Below are 19,429 nucleotides of genomic sequence, written 5' to 3' on the forward strand. Positions count from 1 at the left end.
GTTTTAGACATGCAACAGTAGATATTTGCGCTCCCAAGGACTGATAACACGAAAATATTCAGAAACTTCCTGTTCTTTTACGGCAATGTACATTTCAACAAAGCGCTGCCCCAGTATTTCATGAATTGATTCACACTGGCGTAAACGTTCTATCGATTCTTCCAGTGTAGTAGGGAACTGATAAGGTAATGAATACGCATTACTACTCAACGGAGCACGCGGTTGTAGCTGTTCTTTAATTCCCAGATAACCACAGGCCAGTGAGCAGGCAATTGCCAGATAAGGATTGACATCCACTCCGGCCAGTCGGTTTTCAATCCGTCTTCCTTTGGCTTTGGCTCGCGGAACACGTAAACCCACAGTGCGATTGTCATAACCCCATTCAACATTAGTTGGTGCAGCTGTAAACCGGGTCAGCCGGCGGAAAGAATTAACATACGGAGCAAAAAAGGGCATGGTTTGCGGCAGGTATTTTTGCAAACCGCCAATAAAATGAAAAAATAGTTCTGAAGGAGTGCCATCATCACTGCTGAATGCATTATTACCATTTTCTACGTTGTTCAGACTCTGATGGATATGCATGGCACTGCCCGGTTCTCCTTCCATAGGCTTAGCCATAAAAGTGGCATACATTTTATGATGAAAGGCAGATTCACGTACTGTGCGTTTGAATAAAAATACCTGATCGGCTAAATCTAGAGCATTACCATGCAGGAAATTGATTTCCATCTGTGCGGCACCAATTTCATGAATCAGCGTATCAACTTCAAGGTTCTGTTCATGGCAGTAGTCGTAAATTTCTTCAAACAGAGGGTCAAATTCATTTACTGCATCCACAGCATAAGACCGTCGTCCGAATTCACTGCGTCCAGTACGTCCGATCGGAGGTTGCAGTGGGACATCCGGATCGGGGTTGGGTGAAATCAGATAGAATTCCATTTCCGGAGCAACGATTGGTTCCAGCCCCATATTTTCATACAATTTTAATATGCGTTTGAGTACATTGCGCGGTGCGGTTTCAACCGGTAAACCGTCGGGAGAAAAGCAATCAAATATCAGTGATGCTGTCGGATCCTGAGCCCAGGGAACAAAGCGCAGAGTAGTCTGGTCTGGCTTTAATTCCATATCCGCATCAGTTTCATCAAGAAGGCTGGATTGCGGATATTCTCCGGTTACTGTTTGCAATAGTACTGCCTCGGGTAGTCGCATATCCGGTTCAGATATAAATTTATCTTTGGGAATAATTTTACCGCGAGCCACACCTGTAATATCTGGTAATATACATTCTACTTCAGTGATACCATGTTCTTTAAGCCAGTTAAATATGTCATCATACATAAGTCACCTTAAAATGATTCCTTTCGCCTGTGCAATTTATATTGCATACATGCTTCACGAAAAGCTTTAAAAATAGCGATAGAAAGTGGCTTATTCCCATATTGCCATTCGGGATGCCACTGTACTGCATAGCCAAATATTGATGCTGCATCAATCCTGAATGCTTCAATAAGACCATCTGGAGCAGTTGCTTCTATGCTAAGCCCGGGTGCTAACGTTTTTACTCCTTGCTGATGTAAAGAATTGACCTGATACTGTTTGTGGTCTGTTGCCAGCCACAGCATCAATAAACTGTCTGTTTCCAGATTAATAGCATGCGCATCGCCATACTGAATTTCAATTGGCTGATTATCAGGTTCACGATGATCCAGATAACCGGGTATTTCCTGTATATGCTGGTGCAGGTCACCACCAAGTGCAACATTGATTTCCTGAAGACCGCGGCAAACACCCAGAAGTGGTATACCACTATCAATAATATATTTAATTAGCGGTAAAACAGTATGGTCACGGGCTGCATCCTGTAACGTTCCATCTCGTGCCGATAATTCACTATACCATTTCGGGTCTATATTTGAATAAGAACCGGGTAAAAAAACACCATCAACCAATTTGAGCAGGCGAGTTAAAACTTCCTGATCAGACAGCACCGGAAGTAAAATAACATCGCCGACACTGTCCTGAACCGCATGAATGTATTTTTCACCTACAGCGTGAAAATTCCACTTACCTATCTGCTTTACATCACAGGGTATGCCTATAATTGGACGCGGCTGCATAAAACTGTCTCAAAGGATTAATAGTTAAAACAATTTTGAATTTTATGATTCATAATCCCATGAGAAAAACAAAATGGCAAGAAAACTTAACCCAAATTGAAAACAATTCGATTTATAGATAACAAAAGATATCATCTATACGCATAAAAATAAATTTTTAGAATTAAATTAAAAATATTATGGTTATATTGATGCCAAGATTATTTGTTGTTTTTGCTGGTGTGAAAATCTACTGACTAAGAAATAATTACTGTTGTTATCGATTATGTTAATTAATTGTTAATTATATAATATAATTACGAAATACAGATAAGTATGCTTTGCTAATTACGCCACTAAAGCAAGAGAAAAATAATCTAAAGTATATCTTTGCGACAATTCGACTACGGAATAAAAAACTCAGTACTTCTGGATGGTATCTGAATATTCAGACATATTTTAATTTGGAAATTTAGATATAGTACAGTTACCTTGGATAGTACATAAAAACATGTTATGTGCTCAGGTAATAATATTCATGTATTCAAAGATTTGATTTGATATAAATTCTGCTTAACTTATTTGTCTGTTACTGATACCAGATAAATATAAAACATGATTGAAAAGCCCTGAATTTATTCAGGGCAAAATTTTATAACGAAAGACCTAAAATCGCCGTTGTAATTTAGCCGCTAAAATAATACTTGCAGCCAGTTCTTCAATAGATTTATGAGTTGTATTGGTGTAAGGAATATTAAAACGGCGGAACATATCTTCAGCTGTTAAAATTTCATGCCGGCAATTATCACGACTGGCATAGCGTGAATCAGGACGGCGCTCTGAACGAATATGATGCAAACGATCTGCATCTATGGTTAATCCGTATAATTTTTGCCGGAATGGTTGCAGCATTCTGGGCAGTTCGCTACTTTGCAGATCTTCAGGTATAAGAGGATAATTTGCAGCCCGAATACCATACTGTAATGCCAGATAAAGGCATGTAGGTGTTTTCCCGCTACGGGACACGCCCATCAGAATCACATCAGCTTTTTTCAGTTCGCGATCGGTAATTCCGTCATCATGATTCAAAGCAAAATTAATTGCTTCCATTCTTTTATCGTATCGTTCTGTATCATGCATTCCGTGAGTTCGGCCAATGGAGTGATTTGCCTCTGTGGCGAGTTCATCTTCAAGCTCACCGATAAATGCATCGTAAAAGCTCATATGCAGCCCGGCACTGGTTTTGATCAGTTTACGGACATTTTCATCAACAATGCTGGAAAAAACCAAAGGACGTGTTTCACTATGATTAGCAGCATTATTAATTAACGCAACAATTTCACGTGCTTTTTTTTCAGTGTCTACAAAAGGGTAGGTAGCACGCTTAAATTCTATATTGTCAAACTGGTTTAATAAAGCCAGACCCATACTTTCGGCAGTAATGCCGGTACGGTCGGAAACAAAAAAAACTTGACGTACTGGTTTCATATTTATCTGCATAATTCAGAGTTCAAAAAGCGGCGACTAAACGAATTATCCATCGTAAATGAAGTTTCTTCCAGCTCATGCTTAAATATTGGATTATTTTCAACATATGTTCTTAAAATATAAAATTAAGCTGAATATGCAATATTTAAGCAATAAAATTAATATTTTATTGAATGTAAAAGATATTTATGAAATAAAATTGCTGAAAAATTAATTATTTTGATATGTTAATCCAATTAATTGAGATTTAAATTAAAATATTCAAGGTATCAAGGATTTGTATCTGAATAGTGTTTGATTATGGATAAATTATCCTCAATTAAGGCCGGATAAATAGCCAAAAATACATGACATTTTATACCTGACTAGTTAGAATAGGTCGTCTTCAACTTTCCCACTCCTCACTGGATAACCATCATGGCCGGTAATAACGTAATCTGGTTTGAAAATCTGCGCATGACTGATGTTGAAAGCGTCGGCGGCAAAAATGCATCTCTTGGCGAGATGATTTCACAGCTCACCGAAAAAGGTGTGCGTGTACCCGGTGGTTTTGCTACCACTGCCGAAGCCTATCGCAATTTTCTTGCTTACGAAGGTTTGAGTGAACGTATCAATAACGAGCTAAAGGCACTAGATGTAGATAATGTTGCCGAACTGGCCCGGGTAGGTAAACAGATCCGTCAATGGATCATGGACACCCCATTTCCGCCTGAACTGGAAGCAGATTTACAGGCAGCATGGGAAAAAATGGTAGCTGATGCCGGTACTGACCAGATTTGCGTGGCTGTACGCTCTTCTGCGACTGCTGAAGATTTACCTGATGCATCTTTTGCCGGTCAGCAGGAAACATTTCTGAATATAAGCGGTTATGATAATGTCAAAGAAGCTATGCACCATGTATTTGCTTCTTTGTATAACGATCGTGCCATTTCCTATCGTGTGCACAAAAATTTTGCTCATGATGTAGTGGCTCTGTCTGCCGGTGTTCAGCGGATGGTACGTTCTGATAAAGGCGCCTCCGGGGTAATGTTCACCATGGATACAGAATCTGGTTTTGATCAGGTTGTATTCATTACATCATCCTATGGTCTGGGTGAGACTGTTGTACAGGGTGCAGTAAATCCGGATGAATTCTATGTACATAAACCAACTCTGCGTGCCGGACGTCCTGCGATTCTGCGTAAAACCATGGGTTCTAAACTGATTAAAATGGTTTTCACTGATGCGGCTCAGGCAGGTAAATCTGTACAGACAGTAGATGTTGATGCTGCCGACCGGAAAAAATTCTCAATCAGTGCCGAAGAAATTACTGAGCTGGCACAGTATGCACTGACAATTGAAGAACACTATGGCCGTCCGATGGATATTGAATGGGGGCGTGATGGTGTTGATGGCAAACTGTATATCTTGCAGGCTCGTCCTGAAACTGTGAAATCACAGGAAAATAACAGCCGTGTTCTACGTCGCTATCAGATTAATGATAAATCTGCCATTCTGGTAGAAGGTCGTGCCATCGGTCAGAAAGTCGGTCAGGGTAAAGTACGTCTGGTTAAATCTGTTGATGAGATGGATAAAGTGTTGCCAGGTGACGTACTGGTTACTGATATGACCGATCCGGACTGGGAGCCGGTTATGAAACGTGCCTCTGCGATTATTACCAATCGTGGCGGACGTACTTGTCACGCAGCCATTATTGCGCGTGAGCTGGGTATTCCGGCAGTGGTTGGCTGTGGTAATGCAACTTCTGCTTTGCAGGATGGTCAGGAAGTAACGGTGTCCTGTGCTGAAGGGGATACAGGCTATGTATATGAAGGTTTACTGAAAGTTGATGTCAATGAAATACCTTTGGATAATATGCCTGAATCACCAGCCAAAATCATGATGAATGTAGGTAATCCTGAGCTGGCATTCAGCTTCTCAGGTTTACCGGGCTATGGTATTGGTCTGGCACGAATGGAATTTATTATTAACCGCCAGATTGGTATTCATCCTCGTGCTTTGCTGGAATTTGATCAGCAGGATGAACAGATGAAAGCCACCATTACTGACAGAATTTCCGGCTATTCATCTCCGGTAGACTTTTATATTGATAAAATTGCTGAAGGTGTGGCAACACTGGCTGCCTCTGTATATCCGAAAAAAGTAATTGTGCGTATGTCTGACTTTAAGTCTAATGAGTACGCCAATCTTTTAGGTGGTAATAAATACGAGCCTCATGAAGAAAATCCGATGCTGGGTTTCCGCGGTGCAGCCCGATATGTTTCTGATGATTTCAAAGATTGCTTTGCACTTGAATGTAAAGCACTGAAATATGTGCGTGATGAAATGGGATTGACTAATGTTGAAATTATGATTCCATTTGTACGTACATTGAAAGAGGCAGAAAATGTCGTACGCGCATTGAAAGACAACGGGCTGGAGCGTGGTAAAAATGGTCTGCGTCTGATTATGATGTGTGAACTGCCAACAAATGCAGTCCTTGCTGAACAGTTCCTGAAATATTTTGATGGGTTCTCTATTGGCTCAAATGATATGACTCAGCTAACTCTGGGTGTGGATCGTGATAGCGGTGGGCCGATTGCAGGTACTTTCGATGAACGCGATCCGGCTGTAAAAGTGATGTTTAGTCTGGCAATTCAGGCTTGTCGTAAATTAAACAAATATATCGGTATTTGCGGGCAAGGACCATCTGATCATGCTGATTTTGCTAAATGGTTGATTGAGGAAGGAATTGAAACAATTTCTCTGAATCCTGATACTGTAATTGAAACATGGTTATATCTTGCTAAGGAACTGAAGAAATAAATCTTTTCAGTTAAAAATAAACAAATAAAGGCTGCCATTTAAATGGCAGTCTTTTATTTATTCTGGATTAATAAAATCACTGTGACACTAATTATTAATATTACTTCTTATTTAATCAAAATTAAAAAATTAATTTTATAAATATTTTAAATTACATTATTATATTCATATGTTAATGAATTAATTGATAATCAAGGGCAAAAATATGTATGTATGAAAAATTAAAAAAGTATATTTTTAATTTTCACTATTTATATTGTTGTTATAGAGATATGATATCGCTACTGTAAATTGCTAATATGTAAATTAGTGTTTTTATTTCAAATTTAGTAATAATCGCAAAGGAGATAGTAGTGAAATACAGAAAACTGGTGGTTATGGGTTTATTGTTTATCTTTAGCAGTCAATTTTCCTATTCGAAAGCTATTATTTTTTCTGCTGGTATGGTTCCTTATAGGTTCTATAATACCATGCTCACAAAAAATATAGCTTATGATATGAATAGAATTGACTATAATGATAAAATATTAAAAAAAATAGAAAAATCGGCCAAAAGAGGGAATAGTATGGATCAATTGAAGTTGGCGATTTACTATGATTTAGAATCCACCAATCTTGACTATTTTTCAATAGTGAATTTAGATGAAAGCAAACAAAAACAAACAGATGAAAGTTTGAAACAATTATGTGAAAACCAGTTTACAGATAAAGATATTAAGACCTGGAAAAAAGCATTTAATCAAAAACATGATAGTTCTGTAAAAATTAAGCTGAAGGTTGTTTATGCTATTAAAGCATTGCAGCTGTATGATCTGATATTAAATAGTAATAATTCGAATGAAATAGAAACTGCTGTCAAGCCATTAAGACAAGAAATAATAAATAGATTACCTTGTACTAATTACTCGAATTTGCCAGTCAAAAATAATATATAACTATTTCTGATATTAATAGGTGTGATATCACAGTCATATTAAATTTAAATCAGAAAGATTTTTAATATTATAAAATATAAAAAAAACAGATAGCAAAGCTATCTGTTTTTTTAGATAAAATGCTATTTTTTATCTTTTTTGTCATCCGTTTTAACTGGTTTTTTTGCAGCCAGTCCAAGTGATTGATTCCATTTTACTGGATCTTTTACCAAGTCCAGAGCAGCTTTCAATTGAACATCTTTCGCCGGATTAGGCACACGTTTTTCCAGCCAGTCTTCATTATCCTTTTTCTTGCTGTCTTTATTATTGGAAATATTACTGGTTTTTATATCTTTAGCGCCGTCTCTATCTGTTGTATTTTCAGAATTTTGATTTACAGATTTACTATCAGCAACCGGAGCCGGAGCAGCCGTTTTCTTCTGACTGCCTGTTAACTCCCCTTTAACTTCTTTACCACCTAACGGGTTGCTCAGATGTCCGCCAAGATTGGCTTCTCGACTTTCGAATTTACGATTTTCATCTTTCACTTCAACATCAGGCACGATACCTTGTGCCTGAATTGAACGGTCATTAGGGGTGTAATAAAGTGCAGTTGTTAATTTAACTGCACCGCCATTAGATAACGGAATAACTGTTTGTACAGAACCTTTACCAAAGCTCTGAGTTCCTACAATTACAGCACGTTTATAGTCTTGAAGCGCACCGGAAACAATTTCTGAAGCAGAAGCTGTACCTGAATTTACTAAAACCGTAATAGGAATATTTTTTATTTCCTCTGGCATATTTATCAGCGGGTCATTACCTCTAACTACGTAATCTTTAGGAATGGCCTTTAATATCATGCCTTCTTTTTTATCTCGGCTTTTGGTACTAACTACTTTTACTCCCGGTTTCAGGAAAACAGCAGAAACACCAACAGCACTGTTTAACAGACCACCCGGATCATCGCGTAAGTCTAGTACCAGACCTTTCAGCGGTTGCTTATTCTCTTTTTCCAGATCTCTGATGGCATCGGCCAGCAGGCTTACAGTATGTTCCTGAAACTGCATGATGCGCACATAACCGTAACCAGGTTCGAGAAGCTTGGAGCGGACACTTTTAACTTTAATGATAGCTCTTGTCAGGCGTACCACAATCGGCTGAGTTTCATCTTTACGAGCCAGAGTCAGCGTTATGCTGGTTCCGGGTTTACCACGCATTTTTTTCACAGCTTCAGTAGCAGTCATGTTACGGGTGGACTCATTGTCAATTTTAACAATGTAGTCACCACTTTTAATACCGGCACGCTCAGCAGGTGTATCTTCGATAGGCGCCACAATTTTAATCAGTCCGTCTTCTGAGCTGATTTCCATTCCCAGTCCGCCAAATTCACCAGTAGTACTTTCCTGCAAATCTGAATAATCTTTAACTGTCAGATATTCTGAATGCGGATCAAGGTTACTGACCATACCTTTCATTGCGCCTTCAAGAATAGCATCGTCAGTTTTGTTCTCAACATAATTAGCTTTAATTTGTCCGTAAACTTCAGCCATAGTATGAAGAGATTGTACTGGTAGAGGTTCGGATTTCTCGTTAGCATAACCCTGTATGCTCAGAGTGAGAATAACACCGCTAAAAGCGCCGAATGTATATAGAGCTGCTTTTTTAAATCTAGATTTAGCCATTATTACTATTGTTCTTTCTGATAACGACATTAATTCAGGATACTAATAACCGTATATAACAGGTTATGATGAAAATTCAAAATTTGTCAGAGTGTACACTATAAAATAATTAGAGGTAATAGCAATGTATAGTCTGTGTTAGTGTAGCCATGATAATGGATTCATTGCCTGATTATGATAACGAATTTCAAAATACAGTCCGTTCTGACCGTCTGGTAATTTACCACTTATACCAATGGTTTGACCAGTACTGACAGTATTACCCGCAGAAACACTGATTGAAGACAAACCAGTATAAATACTGAGATAACCTTCACCATGATCAATGATAACGGTATTGCCGTAACCTTGCAAAAATGCAGCATAAATTACCTTACCATCAGATATGTTTTGTACTGTCGTATTATTGCAGGAAAAAAACAATCCTTTCCAGATGCCGCCATTTGGTCTGTTTTCTCCGAATCTTCCTGATATGCTGCCGTTAACCGGTCGGGAAAGACGTCCCTGTTTCTGTGCTAGCCCTTTTAGCGGAGTTTTAATATTTTCTGTAGCCTGTAAAGCTAAATCTTCTGCAGTTAAAGTTGATGGCTGTTTTGTATTATTTGTATCAATGATTACAGGATTTTTAGTAGTGGGAGAAGTGTGCGGTTGACTGGTATTTTCCGGTTTAACGGTATTTTGTTTAGGTGGTTTAGCCGGATTCTGTGCCAGACGACGCATCGTTCCCTGGGCTGACAGCCTACTTAATAAATTATTCAATCTTTTCTCATCAGCTTTTAATGATTGTAACTGCTTATTCTGTACTTGTAGTTGTTGGTTTAATACGCTGGATTTGCTTTGCTGAATAGCATGTTCAGCATGCAGTTTATTAATAAGGAGCTGTTGTTTTTTTTGTAAAGAAGAAAGTTGCTGTTGCTGATTATTGATAGCCTGTTGCTGTGCATTCATTCGCAATTGTTGTTGGCGTAAACGCTGAATAACCTGCTCATTGGCTTCATTTAAATATCGGATATATTGTAACGAGCGTCCTTTTTGGTCGGAGGGGTCCTTTTTTAGCATTAAATATACGCTGTTAGGCTGACGGTTTCGATAATGAGCATTAAGTAAACGGGCTATCTGGGTCTGAGTTTCTGCAATCTGGGTACGGGTTTTATCCAGGTTGGTTTGCAGGGTTTGTAACTGCCGCATACTGGTCTGTTGCTGTTGCTGAATGCGGTTAAGCTCATTTTTTGCCTGATTAAGCTGCTGGCTAGTTGCTGCCATTGATGCATCAATTTTTTTCTGTTCAACCGTAGTTTTACTGATCTGGTTTTGTGTTGCAGAAATAGCTTGGTGAACCTGTTTCAGTTCACCGGGTGGTTGTTGAATTTTCTGATTATTGGCAGCGATAGCCAAAGAGAAAAGGGTACTGCACCATATCAGAATGAGACAGAATAAAGATTTCATTATTTATCTGTGAATTCAATTAGGTTCTGGCCTGTCATTTCTGCAGGCGGAGTCAGTCCCAGAGCAGTTAAAAGAGAAGGCGCTACATCTTTAAGTGCTCCGCCGGAACGGATTGTTGCCTTACGCCCTATATAGATAAATGGGACAGGTTCAACTGTATGCTGTGTGTGAGGTTGCTGATTTTTTTCATCATACATGTGTTCACAGTTACCGTGATCAGCTGTAATGATCACTTCTCCGCCTGCAGAAAGTGTCGTTTCGACAACCTGTGCTACACAGCTATCCAGTGTTTCTACTGCTTTTATAGCGGCCTCAAGTGAGCCGGTATGTCCAACCATATCACCATTGGCAAAGTTACAAATAATAACATCATGGCGATGATGTTTCAGACTATCAATAATCTGTTCAGTAATGCCGACAGCACTCATTTCTGGCTGTAAATCGTATGTGTTCACTTTGGGTGAAGGAATCATAATTCTTTCTTCACCAATATAAGGCTCTTCCCGACCACCGCTGAAGAAATAAGTTACGTGCGGGTATTTTTCTGTTTCTGCTATACGGAGCTGGCTAAGACCCTGTCCGGCCAAAAATTCTCCCAGACCATTATTTACTGATTGTTTTTCGAACATTACTGGATTGCTGAATTGTGTGCCGTAAGCAGTAATCGTGGAAAAATATCCCGGTTGTACACGATATTTGCGTTTAAATCCGTCGAAATCAGCAAAAGTAAGAGCCTGAGTTAATTGACGTGCGCGATCAGCGCGGAAGTTGAGAAACAGAATGGCATCACCATCCAGCAGCTTTGCCTGAGGGCTGACAATGGTAGGTTTAACAAATTCATCCTGCTCGCCACGGGTATAAGCAGCATCTAATGCAGCAACAGGTGAATCAGCCTGATAAGGCGCATCGCCAAATAAGGCATTATAAGCAGCTTCAACCCGATCCCAGCGATTATCTCTGTCCATGGCAAAAAAACGTCCGACAACTGCTCCGCATAATATCTGAGAATGCTGTTGCATATATTGTTGCAGTCGTTGCAGATAGGGACGGGCACTTTGCGGCGGTGTATCACGACCATCAAGAAACGGATGGACAACAATTTTTTGCATGCCGGCAGCTAATGCGGCTTCTATAACTGCAAAAAAATGTTCTATATGGCTATGCACACCACCATCAGAAAATAACCCCATCAGATGTACAGTATGATTCGGATTATTCCATGCCTGTCGCAAAACCGGATTTTGTTCGAGAGTATGGTCTTCAATGGCCATATCGATTCGGGTAATATCCTGAGGTACAATTCTGCCTGCACCAATATTCAGGTGACCTACTTCTGAATTGCCAAACTGGCCAACTGGCAATCCGACCATTCGTTCTGAAGCATCTATTGTGCCATAAGCATATTGCTGACGATAGTTATCGATATGAGGAGTATGCGCCAGTAAAATAGCATTGTCATTTCCTTCAACACGATGGCCGAAACCATCCAGAATTAAAAGAACAACAGGTTTAATTAATGACACAATTGACCTTTCTGTAATGGCCGCTTTTGACCAAGTTTGCCAGTATTATTTGCTTTAATGAGAATTTAAAAAACGGTTAAAACAATCCGCTTTGGAGTAAGATAGAATTATAACGAAAAGAGCAGGCTTGAGAAACTGCAAAACAAACCCAATTTAACGACAAATTCATTTTATCTGGTCTGATATCATTTTATGGATAAGCACAATATGGTTGCACAACAAAACGCTCCTTCCGGTTTTTCTCTGGCAAATCATTTTTTGATTGCCATGCCGTCAATGGAGGACCCGTTTTTTAAAGAAAGCGTGATTTACCTGTGCGAACATAATGCAGACGGTGCCATGGGCATTATTGTGAATAAACCATCGCCGATTATGATGGATTTACTGTTTGATTCTGCTAAAGCTCCCACACCGGAACGATTCCACGGACAAAGTGTTCTGATGGGCGGTCCGGTACAGGTTGACCGCGGATTTCTGGTACATACTCCGACAGGTTCCTGGGAGAGCAGTTTATTGGTAACTGATGATATAGCCATGACAACTTCCCGTGATATTATTCTGGGACTGACACAGGAAAATACAGTGGATAAAGCTGTAGCTACTATTGGTTACTCCAGCTGGTCAGCCGGACAGCTGGAGCAGGAACTGGCAAATAATAGCTGGATAACAGTACCTGCTGACACTCAGATCTTATTTGATATGCCTTATAAGCAACGTTATAAAGCTGCTTTGCAGTTATTAAATATTGATATTACCAATCTGAGTATGATGGTGGGTCATGCCTGATTCAGCTCTTTCTCCAATAAAGCGTGGTACTGTACTTGGTTTTGATTTTGGAACTGCCCGTATCGGGATAGCCATCGGAGAGGCCGAGCTTACAAGCGCACATCCGCTGGAGACGATTACTATTGTCAACAACGAGCAGTATTTCAACCGTATTCAGGCTTTAATTAAAGAGTGGCAGCCACAGGCTCTTATTGTGGGTTTTCCAACTCATGCTGATGGTGCTGAAGACGAGGCCACTGCTCTTTGTCGTCGTTTTGGTAATCGTTTACATGGACGTTTTAATTTACCGGTATACTGGGTAGATGAACGCTGGACATCTGTTGTTGCAGAAAGTTTACTGAACGAAGCATTGGTATTTGGAAAAAAACGCAAGCAAGTATTGGATCAGGTCGCCGCACAGGCTATTTTAGCGACGTATTTTAGTACGGGAGCATGTATGGCAAAACTTGATTAAATTTTATCCGTCATCTTTTTAAAAAATCTTATAGATCACATCCTGTCTGCTGATAACACTGAATACATTGTCTGTATAAAAATGTTTTAATGTATTTAGTTATCAGTAAAGTCAATGTCAGCTGATTTGCTTTTCCTATCTGCTTTTCTCGTTTGTTTACAGTTGTGTTTTTATCTGTTCAGTACCTGGTTTAAACATCTAATTACAAATTATGGTTTTAATTTATCAAAACAGAAGATAAACTTAACCATAGAAAAAATAATCAATTCAATCAAACTGGGATAAGTAATGAGCACAGACACCATCATTAATATTGATACCATTGAGGCTAAAACAAAAGCTAATATTTTAGCAGAGGCGCTTCCATATATCCGGCGATTTTCCGGTGTGACTATGGTAATCAAATATGGTGGTAATGCCATGACTGACCCGCAATTAAAAGAATCTTTTGCTAAAGATGTCGTTTTGCTCAAGCTGGTCGGTATTCATCCGATTATCGTACATGGTGGCGGTCCGCAAATTAATGAACTACTACATAAAGTCGGCAAGGAAAATCATTTTATTCAGGGTATGCGGGTGACAGACAGTGAAACCATGGATATTGTTGAAATGGTATTGGGTGGTTGTGTTAATAAGGAAATCACGTCTTTACTGAATTTGCACGGAGGACATGCTGTAGGCATTACCGGCCGTGATAATCATTTTATTAAGGCTAAAAAACTGTTTGTTACCAACTCTGAAAATGAAAAGCAGGATATCGGCCAGGTTGGAGAAGTTGAAGAAATAGACACCGCTCTGATTCGGGAAATGGTAGAGCATGGGTATATTCCTGTTGTAGCACCTATCGGGGTGGGTGAACATGGAGAAGCTTTTAATATCAATGCTGATGTAGTAGCAGGTAAACTGGCAGAAAGTCTGAAAGCGGAAAAGCTGATCATGCTGACCAATACTATCGGCGTACTGGATAAAAATAATAATTTATTAAGCCGGTTAACACCATGCGATATCAGTGCTTTAATTGCTGACGGTACTTTGCAGAATGGTATGCTGCCTAAAATTAATGCTACTTTGCAGGCTGCCATGCATGGCGTTCATAATACCCATATCATTGACGGACGTGTACCACATGCCTTATTACTGGAAATTTTTACTGACAAAGGTGTCGGAACCATGATACTTGGTCAGAACGAGCGATCTGAATAATTAACAATATAAATTATTCATCAATATTTAATTATTGTGTAATGAACAATTTAATTGAATTATAATTATTAAGTTGCTTAAAAGGCTTGACAGTAAAAATACAATCGCTATAATCTCGCCTCATTCCCTGATAGCTCAGTCGGTAGAGCGACGGACTGTTAATCCGCAGGTCCCAGGTTCGAGCCCTGGTCGGGGAGCCAGATTTGAAAACGCACTCAGTTTACTGAGTGCGTTTTCCATTATCGATATGATCAATTTAATTTGTTTAATTACTCTCCAACCTTTATCAGCTTGACATCAAATACCAGAACGCTGTTAGCCGGAATAGCACTGGTAGGACTTTGTTCGCCATACGCCAGTTGGGCTGGAATATAGAATGTGTAATCACTGCCTTCTGACATTAGCTGCAGACCTTCAGTCCATCCTGGAATTACTCCGTTAAGCGGAAAGGTAGCCGGTTGATTATTTCGCTGAGCAGTGCTGTCGAATATCGTACCGTCAATTAATCGTCCTTCATACTGAACTGTCACCATATCAGTAGCTTTAGGTTTTTTGCCTGAACCTTCATGATTAACTTTGTATTGTAAACCTGAAGCTGTAGTTTTTACTCCCGGGGCATTTTTATTTTTGGCCAGAAACTCATCCCCTGTAAGCTGTGGGTTTCGAGTAGCCTGTGCAGTAGCAGTAGAGGCTGCTACCGGCTCACTGCTGTTATTTTTATATCCATTATCAGCAAAATTACAGGCTGATAAAATAAGTGCAGTAGTGATTCCCAGCGTGATTAAAGACAAGTGTTTCATAATTTCTCTTTTAGGGTTAATGGAAAGATGATTATAGCAGCCATCTGCGAAAATACATTTTCTTATCGGCTGTATACCTTGGTTATTTTGTAACAGCTTTAAATCCGTAAAATTTTGGGTTTGATATATTATTTGTTCGTAGCTGTTGTCTTTTTGAGATGGCTTGTTTTTATTTACATTAATATACTTATTTTAATAATATGAATAATATCTAGGCTGAGTAATAAAGTGTGATTAAAATAATTGGATTAATATAACAATAAAAAAATTATATTAACCATAATTATTGCTTTATCAGATTAATTGAGCATATAAATTTAAAAAATGAATTTTGTTTCTTTAATCCATCAGTATCAACTGATGCGATAATCAATATTTAAGGGTATGCTTATTAACAGTAGCGTTTGGATGTTGATAACGGCTTGACATTATAAGGCTTAACGAATAGAATTAATGTCTATAAGAAGATGTCAATTCTAATATCTTTGATTAATGTCTTTTGTGACGAAATTAAACCAAATCAACATTCAATAAAAATCTTGCCATGCTTGGGTGTGTTTTTTGCATTATAAAGCTTGGCGAACGGAACTATTATGAGTTTTTTTACTCATTTTATCTTCAATTCTAATAAATAAGTTCATTTATATCTTTATGCACGTTTCTGAATTACAAAATCTACATGTGTCTGAATTACTGGGCATAGCTGAAGAGTTTGGTATTGAAAATGCCAATCGTTTGCGCAAACAGGATCTGGTGTTTGCTATTGTGCGCATTAAAATGAAGCAGGGAGAAGCGTTTACCTGCTCGGGTACACTGGAAATTCTTCCGGATGGCTTTGGCTTTTTGCGTAGCATGGATACATCTTATCTGGCAGGGCCTGATGATATTTATGTCAGCCCAAGTCAGATACGGCGCTTTAATCTGCATACAGGTGACACGATTGAAGGCAGTGTGCGTGTACCTAAAGATAATGAACGCTATTTTGCGCTGGTTCGTCTGGATAAAATTAACGGAGACGATCCGGATGTATGCAAACATAAAATTTTATTTGAAAATCTGACCCCGTTATTCCCTGATCGTCAGTTTGTTCTGGAGCGGGATATTCGTTCCGGAGAAAATCTTACCGGACGTGCAATTGATCTGATTGCACCTATCGGATTTGGTCAGCGCGCTTTGCTGGTAGCTCCGCCGAAATCAGGTAAAACAGTTATGTTGCAGAATATCGCACATGCGATTACAGCTAATTATCCTGAAGCTGAACTGATTGTTCTGCTGATTGATGAGCGTCCTGAAGAAGTTACGGAAATGACCCGTTCAGTACGGGGTGAGGTAGTATCTTCCACTTTTGATGAACCGGCGACTCGGCATGTTCAGGTAGCAGAAATGGTGATTGAAAAAGCCAAGCGTCTGGTAGAGCACAGAAAAGATGTAATCATTCTGCTAGATTCGATTACTCGTCTGGCGCGTGCTTACAATACTGTTATTCCTGCTTCCGGAAAAATTCTGACTGGTGGTATTGACGCAAATGCATTGCATCGTCCTAAGCGTTTTTTCGGCGCTGCCCGTAATGTGGAAGAGGGTGGTTCTCTGACCATTATCGCAACTGCTCTGGTAGAAACCGGTAGCCGTATGGATGATGTGATTTATGAAGAGTTCAAAGGAACAGGTAATATGGAATTGCATCTGGATCGGCGTATGGCTGAAAAACGTCTGTTTCCTGCAATCAATATTAATCGTTCAGGTACTCGCCGGGAAGAGTTGCTGGTTTCTAATGAGCATTTGCAAAAAATGTGGCTGCTGCGGAAATTTTTGCATCCAATGGATGATATTGAAGCAATGGAATTTATTATTGATAAACTCAAGCAGTCTAAAAATAATGCTGATTTTTTTGATTTAATGCGCGGCAAGTAAATATTTATTTTTAAACTAGTATCAACCGTGTTTACGCTTAGTAGACACGGTTTTTATTTTAAAATCTCTGTATATAGCGGGTGACTTAATAATGATATGCTATTACCCGGATAAATCAGGGTATTTGGGAATGAAAAATAATAAATAAAAACCGAAAAGAATTTTTAATCTTTTCGGTTTTTATTTTACTGGAGTTGTATTCAGATACGAAATCTGACTGCCTAGTTAATAATGAGATAATTAACTTCTAGGAGCATTCCCATTAACAGTATCGATGTATTTTTTCTATTTATAGCTTAAGCTCATGTACATGTACACCATCTGTGTCTACAGCCAGATAGCCGCCGTAATTATCAGCCCAGTCCTGTATGACATAACGTTTGAAAGATTGGTTGTTCAACTGTGATTCATGTACGGCCGGACGATGGGTATGACCATGAATCAGTGTAGGCAAAGTAGGTTGCATATGGCTACTCATCAGTTCATTAATGGCTTGTTCTGTTACATCAGAAATCTCACTTTTACCTTCATTATTTTTACGTGTTTCACTCATTTGGCGGATTTGTCCGGCTAGTAAGCGACGCTCTTCAATAGATTTACTTAATACTGCCATTTGCCATAAAGGATTGCGGGACTGGGCACGGAATTGCTGATATGCAATATCGTCAGTGCATAATTCATCCCCATGCATAATAATATATTCATGCTCGTAAAGGTTTATTTGCTGAGGTGATGTAAGTAGTTGTATTCCGGTTTCTGCAGCAAATTTTTCACCAATCAGGAAATCCCGGTTACCATGAATGAAAAAAACTGGAGTCGCAGAAGAAAAAGATTTTAACTGAGATTTAATATGACGAATGAAATCACTATCATCATCGTCACCTATCCAGACATCAAAAAAATCACCCAAAATATATAAAGCATCAATATTTCCTTGCCATTGTTGCAGGCAGCGATCAAATAATTGATTTAAAGGTGGAGTCTGTTCAGAAAGATGTAAATCAGAAATAAATATTGTTGTGTTGTTCATGGTTTGTATCTGGAAATATCAGGCAAAAAAATCAGTATAGCGCTGCGGATCAAAACCGACCAATATAAATTGATTTTTGACCAGAACTGGTCGTTTAATCACTGAAGGCTGGTTTATCATTAGGCGAATGGCTTCTTCATCATTACTTAAAGCAATTGTCTGTTCACTGGTACTTAATTTTCTCCATGTAGTACCTTTACGGTTAATTAATATTTCTTTGGGTACTTTTGTAAGCCAGAACTGGATATCAGTTATTGTCGGCGATATTTTTTTATAATCGATAAATTCAGCATTAATATGATGTTCAGCCAACCATTGGCGTGCTTTTTTTACAGTATTACACTGGCTGATACCGTAAATTTGTATACTCATTTTTGAAAGCCTGTTTGCGGAAATAAGCCTGCTATTATACCGTTTTGCTTATATTTGCTTAAAGTGTTGGTTTTATGTCGATGGTTCGTTTTAAATTGTTTCCGTATATTGAGTTGAACAGCTTGCGTTGCTAATCAGACATATTGGCAGTATGCTTTAACAAGTACAGATTTTATAAGGAAGACCGGAATGAAAAAAATAAGTGTATTAGCTATTAGCTTATTGCTAGCGGCCTGCGGAGGTAAACGAGAGGCAAATAATACTAATTTTGCTGAGGCGATCAATGACTTTGCTAAAAATGATAAGGTTTGTCTGGCGGTAAATTTGATGCTGGATAATGCTCAGGGTGGTATGAATAACACGATTGCATTAGGCAGTAAAGAAATACGTATTGCCAGAAAAAATAGTGATGGCGATAAAGTTAATAAAACGGCTTTAAAGCAAATGGATATTTTAACTGATGCAGGCTTGTATGAAAAAGGTAAGGATGCAACACTGACTGTTAATGGTGGAAAAGATATACCGCAGGCGGTGTATTACCGTACAAGTAAAAGTGAGGATAATGTGATCAATAATACTCAGGGAAATTTGCTCTGCCTCGGAACACAAAAGGTAGATAAAATTGTACTCTTTACTGAACCTACCCCTGCAAATGGGATGACTGTTTCTAAAGTGGTTTATGATGCAAAACTGGTACCTGAGAAATGGGCTGAAAAATTATTAAAAAATACTGATGAAAACTGGTGGAAATCTTTGCAAGAACCTCAACGTCGTGCGGCTGTGTTGGTTTTAACGGATAAAGGTTGGAAAGACGAACGGGCATTACATTAGCAATCAGTTATTATCCCGTCGAAGAGTATAGGTTTGTAATTTCTTTAAATTTTATTTTGATTGCCGTACAGATAAACCTAAATTT

16 protein-coding genes and 1 tRNA gene are annotated in these 19,429 nt (G+C 38.8%); 8 read left to right on the forward strand and 9 right to left on the reverse strand.

Going from position 1 to position 19,429, the window contains the following annotated elements:
- Positions 1-3: 3 nt before the first annotated feature.
- The 3 genes from GY065_RS05105 to GY065_RS05115 form a co-directional block, all read right to left on the reverse strand.
- Positions 4-1,338, reverse strand: a complete 1,335-nt coding sequence (locus GY065_RS05105; RefSeq protein ID WP_174833309.1) for a glutamine synthetase family protein — start codon at positions 1,336-1,338, stop codon at positions 4-6.
- Positions 1,339-1,346: 8 nt separating this feature from the next.
- Positions 1,347-2,117, reverse strand: a complete 771-nt coding sequence (locus GY065_RS05110; protein WP_174833310.1) for a gamma-glutamyl-gamma-aminobutyrate hydrolase family protein — start codon at positions 2,115-2,117, stop codon at positions 1,347-1,349.
- 645 nt (positions 2,118-2,762) lie between these two features.
- Complete coding sequence (locus GY065_RS05115; protein ID WP_100115470.1) at positions 2,763-3,584, reverse strand: pyruvate, water dikinase regulatory protein; 822 nt, start codon at positions 3,582-3,584, stop codon at positions 2,763-2,765.
- A gap of 417 nt (positions 3,585-4,001) precedes the next feature.
- On the opposite strand from GY065_RS05115, the gene ppsA reads away from it, so the two are divergent.
- Together ppsA and GY065_RS05125 are read left to right on the forward strand one after the other, a co-directional pair.
- Positions 4,002-6,389, forward strand: a complete 2,388-nt coding sequence (gene ppsA, locus GY065_RS05120; RefSeq protein WP_174833311.1) for a phosphoenolpyruvate synthase — start codon at positions 4,002-4,004, stop codon at positions 6,387-6,389.
- A gap of 353 nt (positions 6,390-6,742) precedes the next feature.
- A complete protein-coding gene (locus tag GY065_RS05125) occupies positions 6,743-7,324 on the forward strand; it encodes a hypothetical protein (RefSeq protein ID WP_100141592.1) in 582 nt (193 codons plus the stop codon).
- 122 nt (positions 7,325-7,446) lie between these two features.
- Here the strand turns inward: GY065_RS05125 and GY065_RS05130 are convergent, their stop codons facing one another.
- The 3 genes from GY065_RS05130 to gpmI form a co-directional block, all read right to left on the reverse strand.
- Positions 7,447-8,988, reverse strand: coding sequence for a S41 family peptidase (locus GY065_RS05130; RefSeq protein ID WP_174833312.1), 1,542 nt, complete (start codon positions 8,986-8,988; stop codon positions 7,447-7,449).
- Between the two features lie 138 nt (positions 8,989-9,126).
- Positions 9,127-10,434, reverse strand: coding sequence for a murein hydrolase activator EnvC (locus tag GY065_RS05135; protein WP_174833313.1), 1,308 nt, complete (start codon positions 10,432-10,434; stop codon positions 9,127-9,129).
- Positions 10,434-11,957 carry a 2,3-bisphosphoglycerate-independent phosphoglycerate mutase gene (gpmI, locus tag GY065_RS05140; RefSeq protein ID WP_174833314.1) on the reverse strand — a complete coding sequence of 508 codons (1,524 nt, stop codon included), beginning with the start codon at positions 11,955-11,957 and terminating at the stop codon, positions 10,434-10,436. Before gpmI ends, GY065_RS05135 begins: the two co-directional genes overlap by 1 nt.
- 207 nt (positions 11,958-12,164) lie before the next feature.
- Between gpmI and GY065_RS05145 the strand changes: the two genes are divergently transcribed.
- The 4 genes from GY065_RS05145 to GY065_RS05160 all read left to right on the forward strand — a co-directional run bounded on the left by GY065_RS05145 (position 12,165) and on the right by GY065_RS05160 (position 14,600).
- Positions 12,165-12,743, forward strand: a complete 579-nt coding sequence (locus tag GY065_RS05145) for a YqgE/AlgH family protein (protein ID WP_174833315.1) — start codon at positions 12,165-12,167, stop codon at positions 12,741-12,743.
- On the forward strand, positions 12,736-13,197 hold the full coding sequence (gene ruvX / locus GY065_RS05150; protein WP_174833316.1) for a Holliday junction resolvase RuvX: 462 nt from the start codon (positions 12,736-12,738) through the stop codon (positions 13,195-13,197). The genes GY065_RS05145 and ruvX overlap by 8 nt, the downstream gene beginning before the upstream one ends.
- Positions 13,198-13,485: 288 nt before the next feature.
- Positions 13,486-14,400 carry an acetylglutamate kinase gene (argB, locus tag GY065_RS05155; RefSeq protein WP_174833317.1) on the forward strand — a complete coding sequence of 305 codons (915 nt, stop codon included), beginning with the start codon at positions 13,486-13,488 and terminating at the stop codon, positions 14,398-14,400.
- A gap of 124 nt (positions 14,401-14,524) precedes the next feature.
- Positions 14,525-14,600: transfer RNA gene (locus tag GY065_RS05160), tRNA-Asn, on the forward strand.
- Positions 14,601-14,669: 69 nt separating this feature from the next.
- Here the strand turns inward: GY065_RS05160 and GY065_RS05165 are convergent.
- Positions 14,670-15,200: an FKBP-type peptidyl-prolyl cis-trans isomerase gene (locus GY065_RS05165; protein ID WP_174833318.1), complete on the reverse strand. Its 531-nt coding sequence runs from the start codon at positions 15,198-15,200 to the stop codon at positions 14,670-14,672.
- A 651-nt stretch (positions 15,201-15,851) separates the two neighbouring features.
- On the opposite strand from GY065_RS05165, the gene rho reads away from it, so the two are divergent.
- A complete protein-coding gene (gene rho, locus GY065_RS05170) occupies positions 15,852-17,111 on the forward strand; it encodes a transcription termination factor Rho (RefSeq protein WP_084554251.1) in 1,260 nt (419 codons plus the stop codon).
- Positions 17,112-17,400: 289 nt separating this feature from the next.
- On the opposite strand, the gene GY065_RS05175 is transcribed toward rho, so the two are convergent.
- Both GY065_RS05175 and GY065_RS05180 read right to left on the reverse strand, forming a co-directional pair.
- Positions 17,401-18,141: a UDP-2,3-diacylglucosamine diphosphatase gene (locus tag GY065_RS05175; protein ID WP_174833319.1), complete on the reverse strand. Its 741-nt coding sequence runs from the start codon at positions 18,139-18,141 to the stop codon at positions 17,401-17,403.
- An 18-nt stretch (positions 18,142-18,159) separates the two neighbouring features.
- Positions 18,160-18,513: a Spx/MgsR family RNA polymerase-binding regulatory protein gene (locus tag GY065_RS05180; RefSeq protein ID WP_174833320.1), complete on the reverse strand. Its 354-nt coding sequence runs from the start codon at positions 18,511-18,513 to the stop codon at positions 18,160-18,162.
- Between the two features lie 189 nt (positions 18,514-18,702).
- Here GY065_RS05180 and GY065_RS05185 point away from each other — a divergent pair, with 189 nt between their 5' ends.
- On the forward strand, positions 18,703-19,344 hold the full coding sequence (locus tag GY065_RS05185; RefSeq protein ID WP_174833321.1) for a hypothetical protein: 642 nt from the start codon (positions 18,703-18,705) through the stop codon (positions 19,342-19,344).
- Positions 19,345-19,429 lie beyond the last annotated feature (85 nt).

The sequence above is a fragment of the Snodgrassella sp. ESL0323 genome, from assembly GCF_013346865.1.
GTDB lineage: Bacteria > Pseudomonadota > Gammaproteobacteria > Burkholderiales > Neisseriaceae > Snodgrassella > Snodgrassella alvi.